Below are 19,420 nucleotides of genomic sequence, written 5' to 3'. Positions count from 1 at the left end.
CTAGAGCCTTGGAAACAATCATGGCCGAATCCGCCCGTATGCTCGAAGACCTCCGCCTTGCCGAGGATGAAAATCCGGTTTATCGCCGCCTCGCCGACGCGATCGCCGAGCGTATTGCGACCGGCAGCCTCGCCATCGGCGAAAGGCTGCCGCCGCAGCGCGAGATCGCGCGCGCGCTCGGGATCAACGTCACCACCGTGACGCGCGCCTTGTCGACGCTTCAGGAGCGCGGCTTGCTCGAAGCCCGCCCAGGGCGGGGCACCACGGTTGCCGCGCGCGAACAAGGCGAACGGCCAGGCTTCGTCTCGGCACCGAGCGACGAGACAGGCATCATCGATCTTTCGGTCAACCGGCCCGCCACCTCGGCCTATCTCGATGCGGTCGCGGCCCTTTGCCGCGCCTGTCCAGGGACAGGCATTACCTGGCGCTGCAGGATTATCACCCGCCGGAAGGACCGCTGTGGGCACGGGTGGCGGTGGCCGACTGGTTCAAATCCGTTGCCGGCGATGGCGACCCAGGTCGTGTCGTGCTCGCCGCCGGCGCCCAGCATGGGCTGGACTGCGTGCTCGGCGCCGTCACCAGGCAAGGCGAGGTGATACTCGCCGACGAGGTGACCTATCAGGGGATCAACGCGCTCTGCCGCGTCCATGGCCTCGACTTGCGCGGCGTCGCCATGGATCGCGGCGGCATGCGCCCCGATGCCTTCGAGACTGCTTGCGCACAGCTGCGTCCCCGCGCGGTTTTCCTGGTGCCGACACTGCACAATCCAACGACCATCACTTTGAGCGCGGAGCGGCGGCTTGAGCTGGCCGCGGTCGCCCGGCGCCACAACGTGCTGATCATCGAGGACGACGTCTACCGGCCGCTGGCCGACGATCCGCCGCCCTCCTTCGCCAGCGTCGAGCCGGAACTCACGATCCATCTCGGTGCGCTGTCGAAATGCTTGGCGCCTGGCCTGCGCTTCGGCTTCGTCATCGCCCCGCGACCGATCGCCGGCCAAGTCGCGGCGGCGCTGCGCATCAATTGCTGGAGCATCAGCCCGCTGACGGCGCTGATCGGTGCCAGGCTGATCGAGGAAGGCACCGCTGCCCGCATCATCGACATCCAGAAACAGGAACTGCGCCAGCGCCAGGCGATCCTGAGCGAGATCCTCGGCCGCTTCGACATCCAAAGCCATCCGACCTCGACTCACGCCTGGCTGCGCCTGCCTGAGCCGTGGCGCGGCGCCGGCTTTGCCCGCACCTGCCTGGAGCGTGGCGTCGCCGTGTTGCCTGGCGATGCCTTCGCGGTCGGCCGCGAGCCGGTGCAGCATGGCGTGCGCATCAATGTCGGCGCGGCGCGCTCGCAAGAGGACCTGCGCTCCGCGCTCGCCACAATGGCAGACCTGCTCGCGGCCGGTCACCTGCAATTGCCTGGCTTCGTTTAGGAGCTGACATGTCAAACACTGTCGAGATCGCCGTTGTCGGCGCCGGCGTTGTCGGACTGGCGACGGCCTTGCGGCTTGCCACCGAGGGCCGCGAGGTGATGCTCATCGACCCCAACGCGCCGGGCTCCGGCGCCTCGTTCGGCAATGCCGGAACGCTCGCCGAATACGCCTGCGTCCCAGTCGGCACGCCGGCCGTGCTGCGCGCCCTACCGAAACTATTGTTCGATCCGGATAGCCCGTTCTCGCTGCGCTGGCCGGCGCTGTTCCAATTGGCGCCGTGGCTGATACGCTTCGCGCGCCAGTCGCTGCCAGCGGCGACCCGCGCCAACGCCACCGCGCTTGCCGGCCTGTTGGCCGACGCCTTGCCCGCCTGGGAGGAGATGGCCGCCGAGGCCAAGCTCACCGATCTGTTGCGCCGCAACGGCTGCCTCTATTTGTACCGCAACCCGACCGACCTCGCTGGCTCGGCTTCGAGCCGCGCCTTGCGCGCCAGTTTCGGCATCCACCAGCAGATGTTGACACCTGGCGAAGTCGCGGCGCTGGAGCCCAACCTGCCGCCGGTCATGGGTGGCGGCCTCTATTTCCCGGATTCGATGAACGTCACCGATCCATCGCTTGTGATGCGGCGGCTGTTCGAGGCGGCAACGGCGCGCGGCGTCACGTTGGCCCAGGCGAGGATCACCAGCCTCGAGACGCGCGGCGGTGAAGTACGGCTAAGCGGCCAGGGCTTCGGCATCTCGGCGAAGACCGCCGTGATCGCGGCAGGCGCCTTCTCGCGCCCGCTGGCCGCGCAGGCTGGCGACACGATCCCGCTCGAGACCGAACGCGGCTACCATCTGGAATTTGAGGCCGGCACGCCCCTGCTGACGCGGCCGGTCTGTCCGGTCGACCTCGGCTTCTACATGACGCCGATGGCCGGCCGGCTGCGGATTGCTGGTACGGTCGAGCTTGGCGGCCTGGTCGCACCGCCCAATCCGCGGCGGCTGGCGCTGCTCGATCGTGGTGTGCGGCAGTTCTTCCCCGATCCCGGCCGCCCCTCCTCGCAATGGCTGGGCTTCCGGCCGTCGCTGCCGGACTCGCGCCCGGTCATCGGCCCTTCGGCGAGGTCGCCGAATGTCCTCTATGCCTTCGGTCACGGTCATCTCGGGTTGACGCTGGCCCCGGTGACGGCCCGCTGGATCGCCGGCTTCATCGCCGGCCGCGACATGCCGTCGGCAGCCGATTTCGCCGCAGCGCGCTTTGGCTGAGCGTCGGCGTCCGGCGCGCGACATTTCTCAGACATCCCTGCAATGCAGAGCCTGACGCGGCCCGGCTCAGCCTTTAGCTGGCGGCCGCACGCTTGTATAATTAAATCAACTTGATTTTCTAAAGTGGTATCATACACTTGGCGTGGCTGGTAAGTATCTCATGTCTCTCAAGAAAGCCATCTCCGGCACCAATCTCGAACAGGCCAAGTCGCACAACAGGCGCGTGGTCATCGAGGCTATCCGCACCAATGGCTCCTTGTCGCGCGCGGCGATCGCCCGGCTGACGGCGCTGTCGTCGCAGACAATTTCCAACATCGTCGAAGAGCTGGAAGCGGCCGGGCTGCTGCGGCCGGAGGCGACGCTGAAGGGCGCGCGCGGCCAGCCGGCCGTGCCCTATTCGATCAATCCCGACGGTGGCTATTCGATCGGCCTGCAGCTCGATCATCAGCTTGCCGTCGGCGTCGTCACCGACCTCTCCGGCACCATGCGCGCCCGCGTCGAACAAAGCGTCGACCGGCCGACGCCGGCGGAGGCCATGCCGCTGCTTGCCGCGATCTGCGGTGATCTGATCGCAACCTCCCGCCTCGACCGGACAAGACTGTTCGGCATCGGCATGGCGATGCCCGGCCCGTTCGGCGTCGAAGGCATGACCTCGGTCGGCCCGACTGCACTGCCGGGCTGGAATGACTTCCCCGTGGCCGAGGAATTGCAACGGCTGACCGGCATCGCCGTCACCGTCGAAAACGACGCCACCGCCGCGGCAATAGGCGAGCGGCTTTACGGCGTTGCCCGCAAGCTCGATAGCTTCGTTTATCTGTTCATCGGAACGGGTCTCGGCGCAGGCCTCTTTCTCGACGGCCACCTCTATAAGGGCAGCCGCCACAATGCCGGCGAGATCGGCCACATCATCGTCAAGCCCGGCGGCCTGCCTTGCGACTGCGGCAAGCACGGCTGTCTGGAGCGCTATGTCTCGCTGCGCGCGGCCTATGACAGGCTCGACCTGCCGGATCCCGATCATGCCTCACCCGACATGCTGGAAGAACTCCTGACAAACGGCGACAGCCGTTTCGAAGCCTGGCTTGCCGAGGCAGTCGATCCGCTGCGCCAGGCCATCGACGTGCTCGAAATGGCGCTCGACCCCGAGACCGTCGTGCTCGGCGGCTTCATGCCGCTGCCGGTGATCGAGGAACTCGCCAGCCGGCTCGAGCCGCTGCATCTCTCGGTCAGCTCGACCAGCGCTCGTGTGACGCCGCGCGTTCTTGTCGGCGCCGCCGGCAAGGACACGTCCGTGCTCGGCGCCGCGGCCTTGCCGATCTTTTCGGAAACCAACCCGCAATTCGACGTGCTGCAAAAGCCGGTGGGCTGATCTCATGGCGGTTCGTCAACCCTGACTGTGGAAAGTCGCTGACTATCTCGTCGCCTCGCCAACGAGCCGGCCCACGCAGGAGCTTGCCGTTCACGCCAAGAGAAATACTTGGCTCCCGCGAAGCAACCATCGCCAGCATTCAGCAGCAAATGTTAGCTGCTTCACAGTCAACGCCCGTCAGACAGCACAAATTCCGCCTGTATCGATTTCATTTCTAAATACTGTTGCGCCTCGCCGCCACATTGACATCGGAGTTGTTCCGCTTGGCTGGCCGCAGGGCAATCCGGGGGCATGCCAATGAGGGTCTACGAGGCGATCGTGAAAGGCCTGGAAGGCATTGGCGTCGGTGCCGCATTCGGCGGCGCCGGCGAGAATGCCGCCGGGCTGATGCTGGCGCTGAAACACTCCAAATCGATCCGGCCTGTGATCACCCGCCACGAACAGGCGGCGTCCTTCATGGCCTGCGGCAATGCGATGTTCTCGGGCCAGCTCGGCGTCTGTTTCGCCACCGCCGGTCCCGGCGCCTTCAACCTGTTCTCAGGGCTGGCGGTCGCCATGTCGGATTCTTATCCGGTGCTTGCGATATCCGGCTTCGCCTCGCGCAAATGGACTGGCAAGGGCGCGCTCAACGAGACTTCGGGCGTCAGCCGCACGCCCGACTCGCAAGCGATGTTTGCCGCGACGACGAAGAAATCCTTCCTGCTCACCGATGCAGCGAAGACCTGCGACGTGCTCGAAGAAGCCGTCAACATCGCTTTCGAAGGCAGGCCAGGTCCCGTCCATATCCATGTGCCCGAAGACCTCACCGAGCATGATGTCTCGGTCGACAATTTCCGCCCGGTCAATCTCCAGGTGAGGCCCGTCCTGCCGGACCCTGCAAGGCTGCAGGATGTTGCCGAGACGCTCGTGGAGGCGTTGGAGAAGGGCAGGAAGGTTCTCGCCCTCATCGGCTTCGGCGCGGTGAAAAGCGACGCCGGCCACGAACTGAAGCAGTTGGTCGAGCGCTATCAGATCCCCTTTGCCACCACGCTTGACGGCAAGGGCATCATCGCCGAGCGGCACCCGCTCTGCGTCGGCATCTTCTGCGACAGCGGCCATAGCGCCGCCTGGAAAGCCTTCCTCGATGCCGACATCGTGCTGGCTGTCGGCAACTCCTTTGCCCAGCATGCGACCTTCGGCTTCCGCGACGATCTGTTCGCCAATCGCAAGCTCGTCCACATCAACATCGACATCAACGAGATCGACAAGGTCTACAAGGCTGACGGCGCCATCATCGGCGACGCGAAACTCGCGGTCGGCGCGCTGCTCGACAAGATGTCGGACATGCTCGAGCCGAGCCCGCCGACGGACCGTGAGGCGACCGACTATAGCGACGAGCATATCCTTCATCTGACGGGCAAGATCCATCCTGGACAGATGGCGCAGGCGCTCTCGAAACGCCTGCCCGACAATGCCATCGTTCTCGCCGATGCCGGCGCCCATCTCGCCTGGCTCGGCTATTACCTGCAGATCGCGCCCGGCCAGAATTTCCGTAAGCCTGGCGGCTTCGGGCCGATGGCCGGCAGCGTCAACGGCGCGCTCGGCGTCAAGCTCGCCCATCCCGATCGCCCGGTGATCGTCGGCTGCGGCGATGGCTGCTATCTGCTCTCCGGCTTCGAGCTGCTCACCGCCGTCCAGTACGACATCCCGGTGATCTGGATCGTCTTCAACAACAACGAATTCCAGCTGATCAAGCTCTACCAGCTGCAATCCTACCAGGAATACGGATTGGTCGATTTCGACAACCCCGACTATGTCGGCTTCGCCCAGGCTTGCGGTGCCAAAGGCTATCGCGTCGAGACGCTGGAGGACTTCGAAACCGCGCTCGAAGAAGCGCTGGCGCTTGGCAAGCCGGCCATCATCGACGCGCACATCACGCGACTGGCGCTGCCGCATTACAGCCCCTCGCCCGAAGGCCTGTTCGCGGGCGTCGCGGAGATGATCGAAAGACGCATCCGCTCGGACTGAGCAATTCCAGGAAAGTGCCTAGCGGTTTTCCGTCCGGAATTGCGTGAAACAAAGAGCACGGAGGCTTATCGTGTTGACGCAACCTGGCAAGCACGCAACGACGAACTGGCGCGAGACACCGCAAGGCTCCGACGAGCGGGAACGCAAACTGTTCGAACAGCTGGCGCAGGACATGATGCATGTCCAGTTGAAGACCAAGCAGCGCTCCAAGGCGGCCGGCATCCAGCGTGCCTTCCACGCCAAGCCGATCTTCGCTTCGATCGACGCCACGCTGCGCTTCAACGACGACCTGCCCGCCGAATTCCGCGCCGGTTTTGCGCAAGCCGGACAATCCTATCCGGCGATCGTGCGCTTCTCCAACGCCAACGGTTCGGGCCAGGCCGACTACAAGCCCGACCTGCGCGGCGTCGCGCTGCGTATCAAGGTCTCTGACAAGGAGCAGCACGACCTTCTAGCCACGAACTTCCCGGTTTCGCATGCCCGCGATGCCAGGCAATTCGTCGCCTTCGCCAAGGCCACGGCCGGCGGCACGATCGGCAAGGTCTTCGGTCTCATCGGCCTCGCTTTCCGCTTCGGCCCGGCGGAAGTGATCCGGATGCTGAGGAACATCTCGGCCGGCCGCAGCCACAAGGTACGCAGCGTCGCGCTGGAGACTTTCTGGAGCCGCGGCGCCATACGCTGGGGTGAGACGCTGGCCGTGCGCTATCTGCTGCGTCCGGTGCCGAGCGCTGCTCCCGCTCCCGATCCGTCGGAGAACGATGCGAGCTATCTGGCAAACGAATTCGCCGCGCGGCTGGCGGCGGGCGATGTCCGCTTCGAGCTCTGTGTCCAGCCTTTCGTCGACGAGCGTTCGACGCCGATCGAGGACACGGCGATCGAATGGACGCAAACCACCTCGCCGCCGGTCAAGGTGGCGGAGCTCACCATCACTCGGCCGTCGGCGGGCACCTCCGAAGCCTTCACCAACACCAGGGTGATCGACGAGCTCGCCTTCAATCCCTGGAACACGACGGAGGAGTTCAAGCCGCTCGGCAATCTCAACCGGGCGCGCAAGGTCGTGTATGACGCAAGTGCGGCGCACCGCCTTGCCTATCGTTGGCGCACGGAGACGCCGCTGCGCAACCGTCTGCTGAGCGCCATCGCCCGCCAGTCCTTCCTGGTGATCAATCGCCGCATCGAATGGCACAGACTGCCGCTTCGGCTCAGCCTGCTCAATCTCGACGCCTTCCGCTATGTTTTGCGAGAGAAAAACCTCATCAACACCGAAGTCGTCGAAGAGCCGCCGCAAGCGCGGCCCGAGCCGCAATCGCCGATCGCGGAGGACGTCCGCCAGACGCGCACCTATGACGGCAGCTACAACGACCTGTCGATGCCCACAATGGGCGCGGTCGGCGCCACCTTCGGGCGCAATTTGACGCCGGCCTACAAGCCGGACCTGTTCGACACGCCGAACCCGGTGATCGTCGCCGAAAAACTGCTGCACCGCGACACCTTCGTCCCAGCGCGGTCGCTCAACATCCTGGCCGCCGCCTGGATCCAGTTCCAGGTGCATGACTGGGTGAACCATGCGCGCAATCCGCTCGGCAAGGATGATGTCATCGTCCCGCTGCCGCCCGGCATGAAGTGGACCAACGCCGTCGGCGGCAAGCCGGAAGATGTCATGCGCATTGCCGGCAACCAGGCGCTCGACCGTGGCCCCGGCCAGCCGCCGATCTATTTCGGCAACGCCGCCTCGCACTGGTGGGACGGCTCGGAGGTCTACGGCCCCAACAGCACCAAGGCCAACATGCTGCGCGAAGGCGCCAAGATCCGGCTCGTCGACAACCATCTGCCCACCGACATCCACGGCTTCGAGGTGACCGGCTTCAACGAAAGCTGGTGGCTCGGCCTCAGCGCCATGCACACGCTGTTCGCGCGCGAGCACAATCTGCTCTGCGACGAATTGCGGCTGCGCTACAAGAACTGGGACGACGAGCGCATCTACCAGACCGCGCGGCTCATCGTCTCGGCGCTGATCGCCAAGATCCACACCGTGGAATGGACGCCGGCGATCCTCGCCACGCGGGCGATCGAGGTCGGCCTGTCGAGCAACTGGAATGGTCCCCCGGCCAATGACCGGGTGACGAAACTCGGCCTGTGGCTGGTCGACGAGCACGCTTCCGTCGGCATCCCGAAGACGATGCCCGACCATCACACGGCGCCCTACTCTCTGACCGAGGATTTCACCACCGTCTACCGCATGCATCCGCTGCTGCCGGACGACTATTGCTTCTACCACCACAGATCGGGCGAGAAGATCGCCGAGAAGGGCTTCCTCGACATCCAGGGCGCCGGCGCCGACGACATCATGCGTAGTTTCGGTCTGCGCAACACGCTCTATTCCTTCGGCATCGCGCATCCCGGCGCCATCGCGCTGCACAACTTCCCCAAGGCGCTGCTCAAGCTCGAGCGCGACAACGAGATCATCGATCTCTCGGTCGTCGATATCGTGCGCACCCGGCGTCGCGGCGTGCCGCGCTACAATGATTTCCGCGCCGGCCTGCACCGGCCGCGCATCCGGAGCTTCGAGGAGGTCACCACCAGCGCCGAGGATGCCCGGCTGCTCAAGGAACTCTATGGCGATGTCGACAAGATCGACACCGTCGTCGGCTTGCTCTCCGAACCGGCACCGGCTGGCTTCGGCTTCAGCGACACCGCCTTCCGCATCTTCATCCTGATGGCCTCGCGGCGGCTGCAGAGCGACCGTTTCCTCACCGTCGACTACAGGCCGGAGATCTATTCGCCTTTCGGTATCGACTGGATCGCCAACAACGGCATGACCAGCCTGATCCTGCGCCACTGCCCCGATCTCGCCTCGGTGCTGCCGAGGACGCAGAGCGCCTTTGCGCCCTGGCGGCCGATCGTGCCGGCGAGCACCGATCCGGCGATGACGGGAGCAAGACCATGACCGCGCCAATGAAGCCAGCCCAGGCCGCAAGTGGCAGCATCGCTTCCGGGCTCGACCAGCTTTTGAAGCGGCCGCTCATCGAGACGATCTTCCGCCGCCGCACACCGCGTCAGCCAGGGCAGTTCGGTGCTGGCCGGCAGCATGAGCTATGTCTCTGACCAGCCGCGCGAGCCGTTGTCTGAGCTTGAGGAGGCCGTGCTGATCGCCATGACGGGTTGCACCGGGCTGACCATGCCCGACCGGCCTTTCGAGGACCCGGCGACCAGGAAACCGATCATGGCCAAGCCCAATCTGACCATGGCCGGCCGCACCGCCGGCAGCCCTGACAATGCGCAGGGCACGCATTTCTTCCTGATCAATGACTCAGGCACTTATTTCCTGCGCAAGCTGCCGCCGCCCGCCGACGGCAACACCGCCTTCACGCTGGAGCGGTTGATCGAGCGGGCACGAGACGCCAAGGTTCGCATCCTCGACAAGCGTCTCGATGTTGCCGAGAGCCTGCGCGACTTTCCCGCCTATCTCGATTCCAACCGCTTCCTGTCCAACCTGCCGGGGACGACGATCCTGCTGCCGGTCGTCGACCTCTCGCGCCAGTACATCAACGGCATGATGTACCTGTTGACGCAACCGGATGGTGCGCGGCCCAACATCGTCGACGACCGCAATTTCTATCGCCCAGCCGGCGTCAAGCGCTGGGTGAAGAACGGCTTCCTCAACAAGGACCTGAAGATCTCGCTCGGCGCCATCGGTTCGCTGCGCACGCAGATCGAGGCGGACCTTTTGGTGCAGAACCTCTTCCTCGTCGCCGACGCCATGGGGCTCGGCGCCTGGATCCATGGCTCGATCAGCCCGCCGGTACTGCTCGGCGATCCGAAATTCTCGAAGACCTATGGCCCGATGCTCGGCTTCGACGTGGCCGTGCCGCGCTGGCGCCTCATGGACCTTCTGCGTTGGCAGGTCCCGTTGCCGAAATATTCGAACCTGCGCAGCAACCCGATCGGCCTGCGCTTCAAGGGCGAGCATTTGATCAAGGGCATGTCGCCGCCTTACTACGACACGATGGCCGACGCCGTCGCCGAAGTGGTCGAGGAGAAATTCGGCAAGGCCGGATTGTTCTCCGACGAGAAGCTGTTCTCGGAAATCTACAAGGGCGACTACGGCCATCGCTATCTCAGCGAGGCGGCGGTCTACACGCAGGACGTGATCGACTGCGTGCGCGACATCTGCACCTACATCTACGAGACCCACGGCCGCTTCCCGGCACATTGCGACGCCATCCATGTGCCAGGCATATGGCTGCAAGTGCACCATGTCGATGTCGGCTACTATGAACGCTTCTTCCGCAACGGCCTGACCGACGCGCATCTCAACCACGCGCGCGATTGGCATTAGGGCGCTCCGCTACTATCGCGTCTGGCGCCCGGTCAGTCGTTCGAGCCCGAGCAGCAGGACCAGCGTCGCCGCCACCAGGATCATGGTCAGCGCGGCGCCGGCAAAGACATCGCCGCGGTCGGTGAGGCTGAAGATCGATACCGGCAGCGTCACCCAGCCCGGCGGATAGACCATGACGGTCGCGCCAAGCTCGCCCATCGACAGCGCGAAGCTCAGGCCGAAGGCGGCAACCAGATAGGGCGCAAGCAGCGGCAGCGTGACGTGCCGGAGCCGGTAGGCCGGACGCGCGCCGAGGCTCGACGCCACCTGTTCGAAGTCGGGCGAAAGCCGCGCCAGTCCGGCCGAGACATTGCCGAAGGTGAAGGCCGAGATCAGCACGAAATGCGCGATCATGACGATCGCGATCGTACCGTTGAGCAGCAGCGGCGGATGGCTGAAGGCAACCAGCAGGCCAAGGCCGACGGACACCGAAGGCACGGCGCTTGGAATGAAGAACAGCAAGCCGAGCACCTTCGCCAGGGTGGCGCCTTGGACACGCAGCGCAAGTGCCGCCCAGGTGCCGCTGACCAGCGCCAGCGCGCTGGCCAGGAAGCCGGTGATCAGGCTGGCCTTGACCGCGTTCCACGCCGCCCCGCGCGCGACGTCGGTGTAGTGCTCGAACGTCAGCCCGCTGGGCAGCACGCCGTTCCACTGGCCGGCAAGGCTGGACAGCAGGATGACCGCCAGCGGCGCCAGGAACAGCACGCCGAACACCAGCGCAAAGACAAGCCAGATCAGCATGCGACCGGGGCGCGACCAGACCAGCATGGCTAGACCCCCAGCCGGCCGGCGGCGAACCGGTAGAGGCTGAACAGCCCCAGTGACAAGACGATGTTGATCACCGCGATGATGCAGGCGACCTGATAGGCCGATTCCTGGATCGCCTTGCTGTAGATCAGCAGCGGCAAGGTGATGACACCTTTTGCGCCGATGAACAGCACGATGCCGAACTCGTTGACGGTCAACAGCAGGCACAGGCTCCCGCCGGCAATCAGCGCCGGGATGGCGGCGGGCAGGATCACCTGGCGGACAATGCGGAACGGCCTTGCGCCAAGCACGCTCGCCGCTTCGATCTGGCCGCGGTCGACAAGCGAGAAGGCGGCAAGCAGCGGACGCAAGACGAAAGGCGAGTAGACGGTGACCTCAGCCAGGATCACACCCCAGGTCGAATAGAGGAAATCGACGGGCGGCGCCTGCAGCGAGAACACTTCCATCAATCCGGCGTTGAGCATGCCGGCCGAGCCATAGAGGAAGGTGAAGGCAAGCGTCACCAGGAAGGTCGGCAAGGCGATGAAGGTGTCGATCAGCCGCGCGATGACGCCGCTGCCGGGAAACGGCACGAAGGCGAGGATCAGCCCCAGCACCAATCCGACGATCAGGCATCCGGTTGTCGCGGCAACCGAAATGGTGATGGTGTTGATGAGCGCGTTGAGGAAGAAGCGCGCATGCAGCACGCGCGCGAACTCCGCGACATTGGCCACGCCGCTGTCGTCGAGAAAAGCCTGCCGCGCAATCAGCGCCAGCGGATAGAAAAACAACAGCGCCAAGAGCGCCGTCGGCGGCACGATCCAGAGCCTGCCGGGCACCCTTCTGGTGATCGGCGCGGGAAGAGCGACCGCGTCAGCCACGGACGTCTTCCGGAACGAGCGACGTATCGCCGGGCGTGAAGAACAGCGGCATCGCCGAGCCGCGCTCCGGCAGGCTCACCGGCAGCCTGGTCGCCGAGACGCGTACCGGCGTGCCGTCGACATCGAGCACCAGATGGGTGAGCTCGCCCTGCCAGTGCACCTCCTTGAGCGTGCCGACGATCCTGTTCGTATGCTCCTCGTCGCCGGTGAGGCTGAGATGCTGCGGCCGGATGCAGAGCAGGCTCTTGTCGCCAGGTTTCTCGCTGCGTCCCGCGCCGGCAAGCACGGCATCGCCGAGTTTCGCGGTGGCCATCCCCTTCGGTCCTGCGGCTCCTTCAGCGACCGTGACCGGCAACAGGTTGGCGCGGCCGAGGAACTCAGCCGTGAAGCGGTTCGGCGGCCGCCGGTAAAGCTCACCCGTCGGCCCATGCGAGGACACCCTGCCGTCGCGCATAATGGCGATCTTGTCGGCAAGCGTCAGCGCTTCGGTCTGGTCGTGGGTAACGTAGAGGATCGTCAGCCCCGGCAGATCGCGATGCAGCTTGGCGATCTCCTCGACCATGTTGCGCCTGATCTGCGCGTCGAGCGCCGACAGCGGCTCGTCGAGCAGAAGCACGCGCGGCCTGACCGCCAGGGCGCGCGCAATGGCGACACGCTGCTGCTGGCCGCCGGAAAGCTCACGCGGATAGCGCCCGGCAAAGCCGGACATGCCGACGGTCGCGAGCGCGTCCTTGACGCGCTCGCCGATCAGCGCCTTGTCGGCGCCTTGTGCCCTCAGGCCGAAGGCGACATTGTCCTCGACCCGCATATGCGGGAACAGCGCATAGTTCTGCACCACCATGCCGAGCCCGCGCTCATAGGGCGGCAGATCGGTGACGTCGGTGGCGCCGATGCGGATGCGGCCGCTCGCCGGTTTGACGAAACCGGCGACGGCGCGCAGCGCCGTCGTCTTGCCGGAGCCGGAGGGTCCGATCATCGCCAGGATCTCGCCCGGCGCGATGTCGAGCGTCAGCGGGTGCAGCACGACATGCGTGCCATAGGCGACGCTGACCTTGTCGAAGTGGACATTGGAGCCGGCGCCGCGAATTTTCGCGGCGTCAACGTCCATGACATTGCTTCCCGTGAAAGCGGGCACCGACATGGTTTGTCCTCCGGATCCGGTCACCAGGAGATCAACTTCCGGTCGCTTCGTTCCACTTCTTGACGTAGTCGGGCAGCTTGGTCAGCGCGTCATCCCAGTTCGGCGCCCAGATGGTCACGCCCTTCATCATATCCTGCGCCTTGGCGAAGTTGGCGTCGTCAGGCTTCACATCCCTGCGTGCCGGCAGGCCGAGCGCCACGGAGCTCACCGTCGACTGCGCTTCCTTGGACAGCAGGAAGTCGATCAGCTTCTTGCCATTGTCGCTGTTGGGCGCGCCGGTGACCAGGCCGACCTCGTAGGGCAGCGCGAAGGTCGAGCGGGTGCCGTCCGGGCCGGCTGGCCAGAACACCTTGATGTTGGGATTGCCGGCCATCTGCGACAGGTTCATCTGCAGGTCGCCATTGGCGACATGCAGTTCGCCCTTGTTGACCAGCGCGGTCAGCTTGCCGGTCGAAGCGGACGGACCGACATTGTTTTCCTGCAGCTTCTTCATGAAGCCGAAGCCCGCGTCCTCGCCGCCGAAGGCATGGATGATTTGCAGCATCACGGCGGTGCCATCGCCGGCCTGCCCGGGCGTCGAATACTGGATCTTGCCCTTGAACTTCGGATCGAGCAGGTCGTCATAGCTCTTCGGCGCTTCCGACAACACGGAGGCGTTGTAGATGAAGTTCATGTAGTTGTTGACCAGCGGCCGGTACTTGTCGGTGCCGCCGTCGATCTGGTCCGACCCTTCGGGCTTATAATCCTGCAAAAGGCCGTCAGCGGCGGCGCGCTGGATGAAGGGCGGCAGCGTCACGAGGACGTCGGCCTGCGGGTTCGATTTCTCCTTGGCGACGCGTTCGACGACGCCGCCCGAACCGCCCTCGATATACTGCACGGTGATGCCGGTCGCCTTGGTGAAGGCGGCGAATTCGGTCTCGTACCAGCTGCCGTTGCCGTCATGCAGGCCATCGGCCGAGTAGATGGTCACGACGCCATCGGCGAGCGCCGGCGCGACGAGCGCGGATGAGCCGAGCAGCGCTGCGGCAAAGGTCATGGTTACAATAAGATTTCGCGATTTCATGGTCAGTTCCCCTTTTGTGGAATGCACATTTTGCGACGCACTCGTGGTTGCGCTGACTGGTCCGCTATGGGTTCCTTAGCGCTGGTGCATGTCGTCGTTGTGTCAACTTTGGGGGTTCACGATCGATAAGTAAAATCTATTTATTTTATGACAGACAAACTTCTTCTGATATTTGTCATGAAACTGTCGCATGCCCATTGCAGGCACGTTTTTTCCACGCACCGGCGGTGTTTTCTCCCGGAAATGTCGGATTTTTCAGCGAAATTCGACGCCTGCCGTCTGCGCTCGCAACCGCGGATCATGCGAGCGGATGGTCACCGGCCGCCCGTCGAGCACCTCGAAGCAGCGCGCCAGCGTGTCATCTTCGAGCCGGCGCATCGCCTCATGCGTGAAGAAGGTGAGATGCGGAAACAGGATCACATTGTCGCGATTGAAAAGCGCGCTCATCGGATGGCCGGACCGCGCCAGCGGTTCCAGCGAATAGACGTCGAGCCCGGCGCCGCCGATCCGACCGGCAACGATCGTCTCGACCAGCGCCATCTCGTCGATCAACGCGCCGCGCGAGACGTTGATGAGAATGGCGGAAGGCTTCAGGCAGGCGAGCTCCTGGGCTCCGATCAGGCCGCGCGTCTGATCGTTGAGCACGCAGTGGATCGAGACAAAATCGCAGACGCGCAGCATGGCTTTCAGGTCGTGGACCTTCTCGATGCCCGCGGCCTGCATCGTCGCTCCATCGACGCCGGGATCGAAGCCGAGCACCTGCGCCCGGAATCCCTGCCCCGCCATGCGCGCCATGCTGCGGCCGATCTTGCCGCAGCCGACCAGGCCAAGCGTCGATCCGGAAATGTCGCGGCCGAGCCAGCGCTGCTCGGGCCAGACCCAGCCGTCGCGCGCAACCGCCGCCGTGATCGCCGGCAACCGTTTCGCCAGCGCGATCATCAGTGCGAAGGCGCCCTCGGCCACCGTCTCTTCGGCATATTCAGGAACATTGACGACCGGAATGCCGCGCCGCATCGCCGCCTGGATGTCGATGGCATCGATGCCGACGCCGTATTTGACGATCCCTTTCAGTTTCGTTGCAGCCTCGATGACCCGCGCGGTGATCGGCGTGTAGCACATCAGGATGAGGTCGGCGTCGGCCACGGCTGTCATCAGCTCGGCTTCCGGAATGCCGTCCGGCAGCGTCACCAGTTCGACGCCGCGCGCTCAAGCCCGCGTCGATGCCCGGGCACTCGAGCTCGCCGTCGGTGCGGACCGCCTTCATCGCGCTCAGGCCGCGAGCACGGCCGCCTCGACAATGTCGAGCGCATGGTCGAGATCGGCGCGCGAAATCACCAGCGGCGGCGACAGCGTCAGCACATTGCCCTGGCTGATCTTGAAGCTCAGCCCTTCGTCGAGGCAGCGATAATAGATCCGCTCGGCAAGCGCGCGCGCCGGCGCGCGGCTTGCCTTGTCCTCGACCATCTCGACACCGAACATCAGCCCCCTTCCCCTGACGTCGCCGACGAAAGGCGAGCGCTGCATGAGGTCGTTCATGCGGGCAAGTGCGTGGGCGCCGAGCTCGGCCGAGCGCTCGACCAGGCCCTCGTCGTGAATGATGGCGATGGTCGTCAGCGCAGCGCGGGCCGTCACTGGATTCTTTTCGTGTGTAGTGGCCGATCGCATAGTCGCCGGCGACGTCGAGGTCGCGCCGAGCGATCACCGAGGCTATAGGCAGGATGCCACCGCCGAGCGACTTGCCGAGCACGATCATGTCGGGCGTGACGCCATCATGTTCGGAAGCGAAGAACTTTCCGGTCTTGCCGAGGCCGGTCGGAATCTCGTCGAAAATCAGCAGCGTGCCATGCCGGTCGCAGGCTTCGCGCACCGCCTTCCAGAAGCCTGCCGCCGGCACCAGGGGTGTCGCGCGCATCGGCTCGGCGATGAAGGCGGCGAAATCGCCCTCGCGTCCCAGCACATAGGAAATCATGTTGGCGCAGGCGCGGGCCGAATCCTCAAGCGAACTGGTGCCATACGGACAGTTGTTTGACGCCCAGGGCGCGACATGCTCGGTGCCGGGCAACAGCGGGCCAGCGATGCCGGAGCGGAACGTCGCCTCGCCGCCGACGCTGGAAGCGCCGAAGCCCGCGCCGTGGAAAGCATCCCAGAACGACAGCGTCTTGAACCGGCCGGTCGCCGCGCGCGCCAGCTTCAGCGCGACTTCGATCGCATCCGACCCACCGGTGGTGAACAGCACCTTGCCTAGGTCTCCCGGCGCCAGGGCGCCGAGCGTCTCGGCAAGCTCGATCGCCGGCTCGCAGGTGAAGCGGCGCGGCGAGAACGGCAGCTCGTCCATCTGCTTGCGGATCGCTTCCTTGAGCCGCGGATGGCCGTAGCCGATATGGTGGACGCTGTTGCCATGGAAATCCATGTAGCGGCGCCCGGCAGTGTCCTCGATCCAGATGCCTTCCGCCTTGGCGATGGCCGAGACGCAAGGGCTGGACAGGCTTTGGTGCAGGAAGGCCGCGGCGTCACGGCGCAGCAATTCCTGCGACGGCGGGTGGCTTTGCCTGGCGCTCCATTCCTGTCGCGCCGCCGCCTTGTTGGATTCGCCTTCGGTATGGACAAGCGTCATTGGCCGAACAACTCCACGATGGTTTCCTCGCCAAGCTCAAATCCGGTGCTGGCGCCGGTGCCGCTGGTGACGATCACCAGCCGCACATCTTCGTGCGGGATGTCGCGCAGCACGGCATTCTGCGCCGAAGCGTAGCTGCCGGTCCAGCGCGCCAGCACGTCCGGCGCCTTGCCGAACAAGATCCTGAATTCATCGAGGATCAGCTGGTCGACGGCTTCCGACCCAAATGGGTCGAGCGACAGGCCGTAGTGATGGGAATCGCCGACGACGAGCGAGCCATCGGCGCTCTGCACGACAATCAGGTGGACGCCATTGGCCAGCGCCGCTCCGCGTTCCTCGCTCAATCTCTTCCGCAGCGCGCCGGCTTCCGGCAGGACAGCGAAGCCGCCGTAGCGCAGCAGGCTGAGATCCGACATCAGCGCCGACTGAAGCTTGAAGCCGGGATCGGCCAGGCGCAGCATCTGCAGCTTGCAGCGTTGCAAACCGTGCTTTTCAATCAGCCGCGGATAGAGCGAACTGAAGTCGTCGCCGGGGCAGACGACGATCTTTTCCGCCTGAAGGCGCCCGCCGCTCGTCTCGACGAAGGGCGGGGCGATCTCGGTGACCGAGATACCGGTGCGGAACGCGACGCCATGCTTCTCCCCTAGGAATGCAGCCAGCCGTGGTAGTACCTCGCGCGACTCCACACGCAACTCGAGCGGGCTGTAGAGACCGCCGATGATCGCCGCCTCATCGAGGCCGGTTTGATGCGCGGCCGCCTCTCGCGCCGTCAGCAGCCTGCACTCGTCGCCATGCTCGCCGGACTTGAAGGTCTCCAGCAGGGCAAGCGCCTCCGGCCGCTGCGCGGCGATCAGCTTGCCGCGATGGAGGATTTCCAGTCGCGCCTCGTTCGCCAGCTCCAGCCAGATCTCGCGGCTGCGTTCCGCAAGACGGCGCGGAGGACCAGGCTCCTGCCCGGTGACGACGACGAGGCCGAAATTGCGGATCGAGGCGCCGTTGGCTTTCTGGTCGCGATCGATGACGACGACGCGCAGGCCGCGCCGCGCGGCGGCCAAGGCGTGCGCCAGCCCGATGATGCCGGAGCCGACCACGGCAAGATCATAGGTATCCGTCACGGTGGATTACCAGGGCAAGGAGAATGTCTTGACGTTGGTGTAACTCTTCATCGCCTCGATGACGCCTTCCTTGTAGCCATTGCCGGAGTCCTTGATGCCGCCGAAGGGGCTCATCTCGATGCGGTATCCGGGCACTTCCCAGATATTGACGGTGCCGACCTTGAGGCCGGTGATGTATTTCTGCATGCGGCGGAAATCGTTGGTGCAGACGCCCGACGACAGGCCGAACGCTGTCGAGTTCGACAGCGCGATCAGCGCTTCGTCATCATCGGGAGCGCGCACGATCGGCACGATCGGACCAAAGGTTTCCTCCATCACCAGCTCTGATTGGTGTGGCACGCGGTCGACGACGATCGGCGGCAGCAGCGCCCCTGACGGCCGGGGTTGTAGAGCACCTCGGCTCCCTGCTCTGCCGCCATGTGGACACGTTTCTCGAACAGAGCCGCCGCCTTCTCATGCACCACCGTGCCGAGCTGGGTTGCAGGATCGCGCGGGTCGCCGAAGCGGATCGCCTTGGCCCGCTCCAGCACCATAGGGACGAAGCGGTCGGCAACCTTTTCCTGCACCAGGATGCGCTTGACCGCCGTGCAGCGCTGGCCGGAATTCTTCGTGGCGCCGGCGACGGCGAGGTCGGCGGCCTTCGCCAAATCCTCGTCCGACAGGTCGTTGAGCACGATCAGCGGATCGTTGCCGCCGAGCTCGAGCACCTGGCGCTTGTAGCCGGCCTTGGACGCGATCATCTTGCCGACCGGCACGCCGCCGGTGAAGGTAATCAGGTCGATGTTGGGATTGGTGATCATCTCGTCGCCGATATCGGTCGGCCATCCCGTGACGACGGAGAGCATCTCCGGCGGCAGCCCGGCTTCATAGAGAATATCGGCCAGCATCAGGGCGGTGATCGGCGTCAGCTCGGTCGGCTTGACCACGATGCAATTGTTGGTGGCGATCGCCGGCGCGACCTTGTGCGACACCATGTTGAGCGGATGGTTGAACGGCGTGATCGCCGAGATCGCGGTAAGCGGCTCGCGGGTGGTGAAGATCTTGCGCTGCTTGCCATGCGGAGTTAGATCGCAGGAGAAGATCTGCCCGTCATCCTGGATGCATATCTGGCCGGTCAACGTAAAAACGTCGAAGGCGCGGCCGACTTCGTAGAGCGAATCCTGCTTGGAGATGCCAAGCTCAAGCGTGATGAGATCGGACAGTTCGTCCTTGCGGGCATCGAGCAGCTCGGCGGTCTTAAGCAGTATCTTCTGCCGCTCATAGCGGGTGAGCTTCGGCTGGTAGTTTGCCGCGATCTCGAAGGCGCGCCGCGCATACTCCGCCCCGCCCGCCGGCACGGTGCCGATGACGGTGTCGTTCCAGGGAAACCGCACCTCCAGCCGGCGCTCGGCATCGACCTTCCGGCCGGCGATGCGCATCGGCTCGTGGCGGACTT

Annotated in this window: 14 protein-coding genes and 3 pseudogenes; 8 read left to right on the top strand and 9 right to left on the bottom strand. The window is 64.9% G+C overall.

Annotated features, from left to right (window positions below):
* Positions 1-20: 20 nt before the first annotated feature.
* The 8 genes and pseudogenes from ACVDG8_RS30575 to ACVDG8_RS30540 form a co-directional block, all read left to right on the top strand.
* Positions 21-218 (top strand): annotated as a pseudogene (locus ACVDG8_RS30575) (GntR family transcriptional regulator); the annotation flags it as partial.
* Between the two features lie 257 nt (positions 219-475).
* Positions 476-1,426, top strand: coding sequence for an aminotransferase-like domain-containing protein (locus tag ACVDG8_RS30570; protein WP_455707359.1), 951 nt, complete (start codon positions 476-478; stop codon positions 1,424-1,426).
* An 8-nt stretch (positions 1,427-1,434) separates the two neighbouring features.
* A complete protein-coding gene (locus tag ACVDG8_RS30565; protein WP_447251783.1) occupies positions 1,435-2,673 on the top strand; it encodes an NAD(P)/FAD-dependent oxidoreductase in 1,239 nt (412 codons plus the stop codon).
* 160 nt (positions 2,674-2,833) lie between these two features.
* Entirely contained in the window at positions 2,834-4,039 is a 1,206-nt protein-coding gene (locus tag ACVDG8_RS30560) for an ROK family transcriptional regulator (RefSeq protein ID WP_447251782.1), read from the top strand.
* Between the two features lie 297 nt (positions 4,040-4,336).
* Positions 4,337-6,046, top strand: coding sequence for a thiamine pyrophosphate-binding protein (locus tag ACVDG8_RS30555; protein WP_447251781.1), 1,710 nt, complete (start codon positions 4,337-4,339; stop codon positions 6,044-6,046).
* Positions 6,047-6,116: 70 nt separating this feature from the next.
* Complete coding sequence (locus ACVDG8_RS30550; protein ID WP_447251780.1) at positions 6,117-8,993, top strand: peroxidase family protein; 2,877 nt, start codon at positions 6,117-6,119, stop codon at positions 8,991-8,993.
* On the top strand, positions 8,990-9,151 hold the full coding sequence (locus tag ACVDG8_RS30545) for a hypothetical protein (RefSeq protein WP_455707358.1): 162 nt from the start codon (positions 8,990-8,992) through the stop codon (positions 9,149-9,151). The genes ACVDG8_RS30550 and ACVDG8_RS30545 overlap by 4 nt, the downstream gene beginning before the upstream one ends.
* Positions 9,135-10,385 (top strand): hypothetical protein, encoded by a 1,251-nt coding sequence (locus ACVDG8_RS30540; RefSeq protein ID WP_447251778.1) that lies wholly within the window; start codon positions 9,135-9,137, stop codon positions 10,383-10,385. The genes ACVDG8_RS30545 and ACVDG8_RS30540 overlap by 17 nt, the downstream gene beginning before the upstream one ends.
* A 12-nt stretch (positions 10,386-10,397) precedes the next feature.
* On the opposite strand, the gene ACVDG8_RS30535 is transcribed toward ACVDG8_RS30540, so the two are convergent.
* The 9 genes and pseudogenes from ACVDG8_RS30535 to phnY form a co-directional block, all read right to left on the bottom strand.
* Positions 10,398-11,192: an ABC transporter permease subunit gene (locus tag ACVDG8_RS30535; RefSeq protein WP_447251777.1), complete on the bottom strand. Its 795-nt coding sequence runs from the start codon at positions 11,190-11,192 to the stop codon at positions 10,398-10,400.
* Between the two features lie 2 nt (positions 11,193-11,194).
* The gene (locus ACVDG8_RS30530) at positions 11,195-12,052 is read right to left on the bottom strand and encodes a 2-aminoethylphosphonate ABC transporter permease subunit (RefSeq protein ID WP_447251776.1); all 858 of its coding nucleotides are present in this window, start codon (positions 12,050-12,052) and stop codon (positions 11,195-11,197) included.
* Positions 12,045-13,160 (bottom strand): ABC transporter ATP-binding protein, encoded by a 1,116-nt coding sequence (locus tag ACVDG8_RS30525; protein ID WP_447251775.1) that lies wholly within the window; start codon positions 13,158-13,160, stop codon positions 12,045-12,047. The genes ACVDG8_RS30530 and ACVDG8_RS30525 overlap by 8 nt, the downstream gene beginning before the upstream one ends.
* A gap of 64 nt (positions 13,161-13,224) precedes the next feature.
* A complete protein-coding gene (locus ACVDG8_RS30520; RefSeq protein ID WP_447251774.1) occupies positions 13,225-14,256 on the bottom strand; it encodes a 2-aminoethylphosphonate ABC transporter substrate-binding protein in 1,032 nt (343 codons plus the stop codon).
* A gap of 255 nt (positions 14,257-14,511) precedes the next feature.
* A complete protein-coding gene (locus tag ACVDG8_RS30515; RefSeq protein WP_455707357.1) occupies positions 14,512-15,444 on the bottom strand; it encodes a 2-hydroxyacid dehydrogenase in 933 nt (310 codons plus the stop codon).
* A gap of 81 nt (positions 15,445-15,525) precedes the next feature.
* Positions 15,526-15,888, bottom strand: a complete 363-nt coding sequence (locus ACVDG8_RS30510) for an aminotransferase class III-fold pyridoxal phosphate-dependent enzyme (protein WP_455707356.1) — start codon at positions 15,886-15,888, stop codon at positions 15,526-15,528.
* Positions 15,889-15,997: 109 nt separating this feature from the next.
* Positions 15,998-16,870 (bottom strand): annotated as a pseudogene (locus ACVDG8_RS30505) (aminotransferase class III-fold pyridoxal phosphate-dependent enzyme); the annotation flags it as partial.
* The gene (locus tag ACVDG8_RS30500; protein ID WP_447251771.1) at positions 16,867-17,985 is read right to left on the bottom strand and encodes a TIGR03364 family FAD-dependent oxidoreductase; all 1,119 of its coding nucleotides are present in this window, start codon (positions 17,983-17,985) and stop codon (positions 16,867-16,869) included. The gene ACVDG8_RS30500 and the pseudogene ACVDG8_RS30505, both read right to left, overlap by 4 nt.
* A 6-nt stretch (positions 17,986-17,991) precedes the next feature.
* Positions 17,992-19,403, bottom strand: a pseudogene (gene phnY / locus ACVDG8_RS30495) (phosphonoacetaldehyde dehydrogenase).
* Positions 19,404-19,420 lie beyond the last annotated feature (17 nt).

It is taken from the genome of Mesorhizobium sp. ORM8.1, from assembly GCF_053005525.2.
The sequence above is the reverse complement of the archived record's forward strand: the minus strand, read 5'-3'. Positions and strand labels throughout refer to the sequence as shown.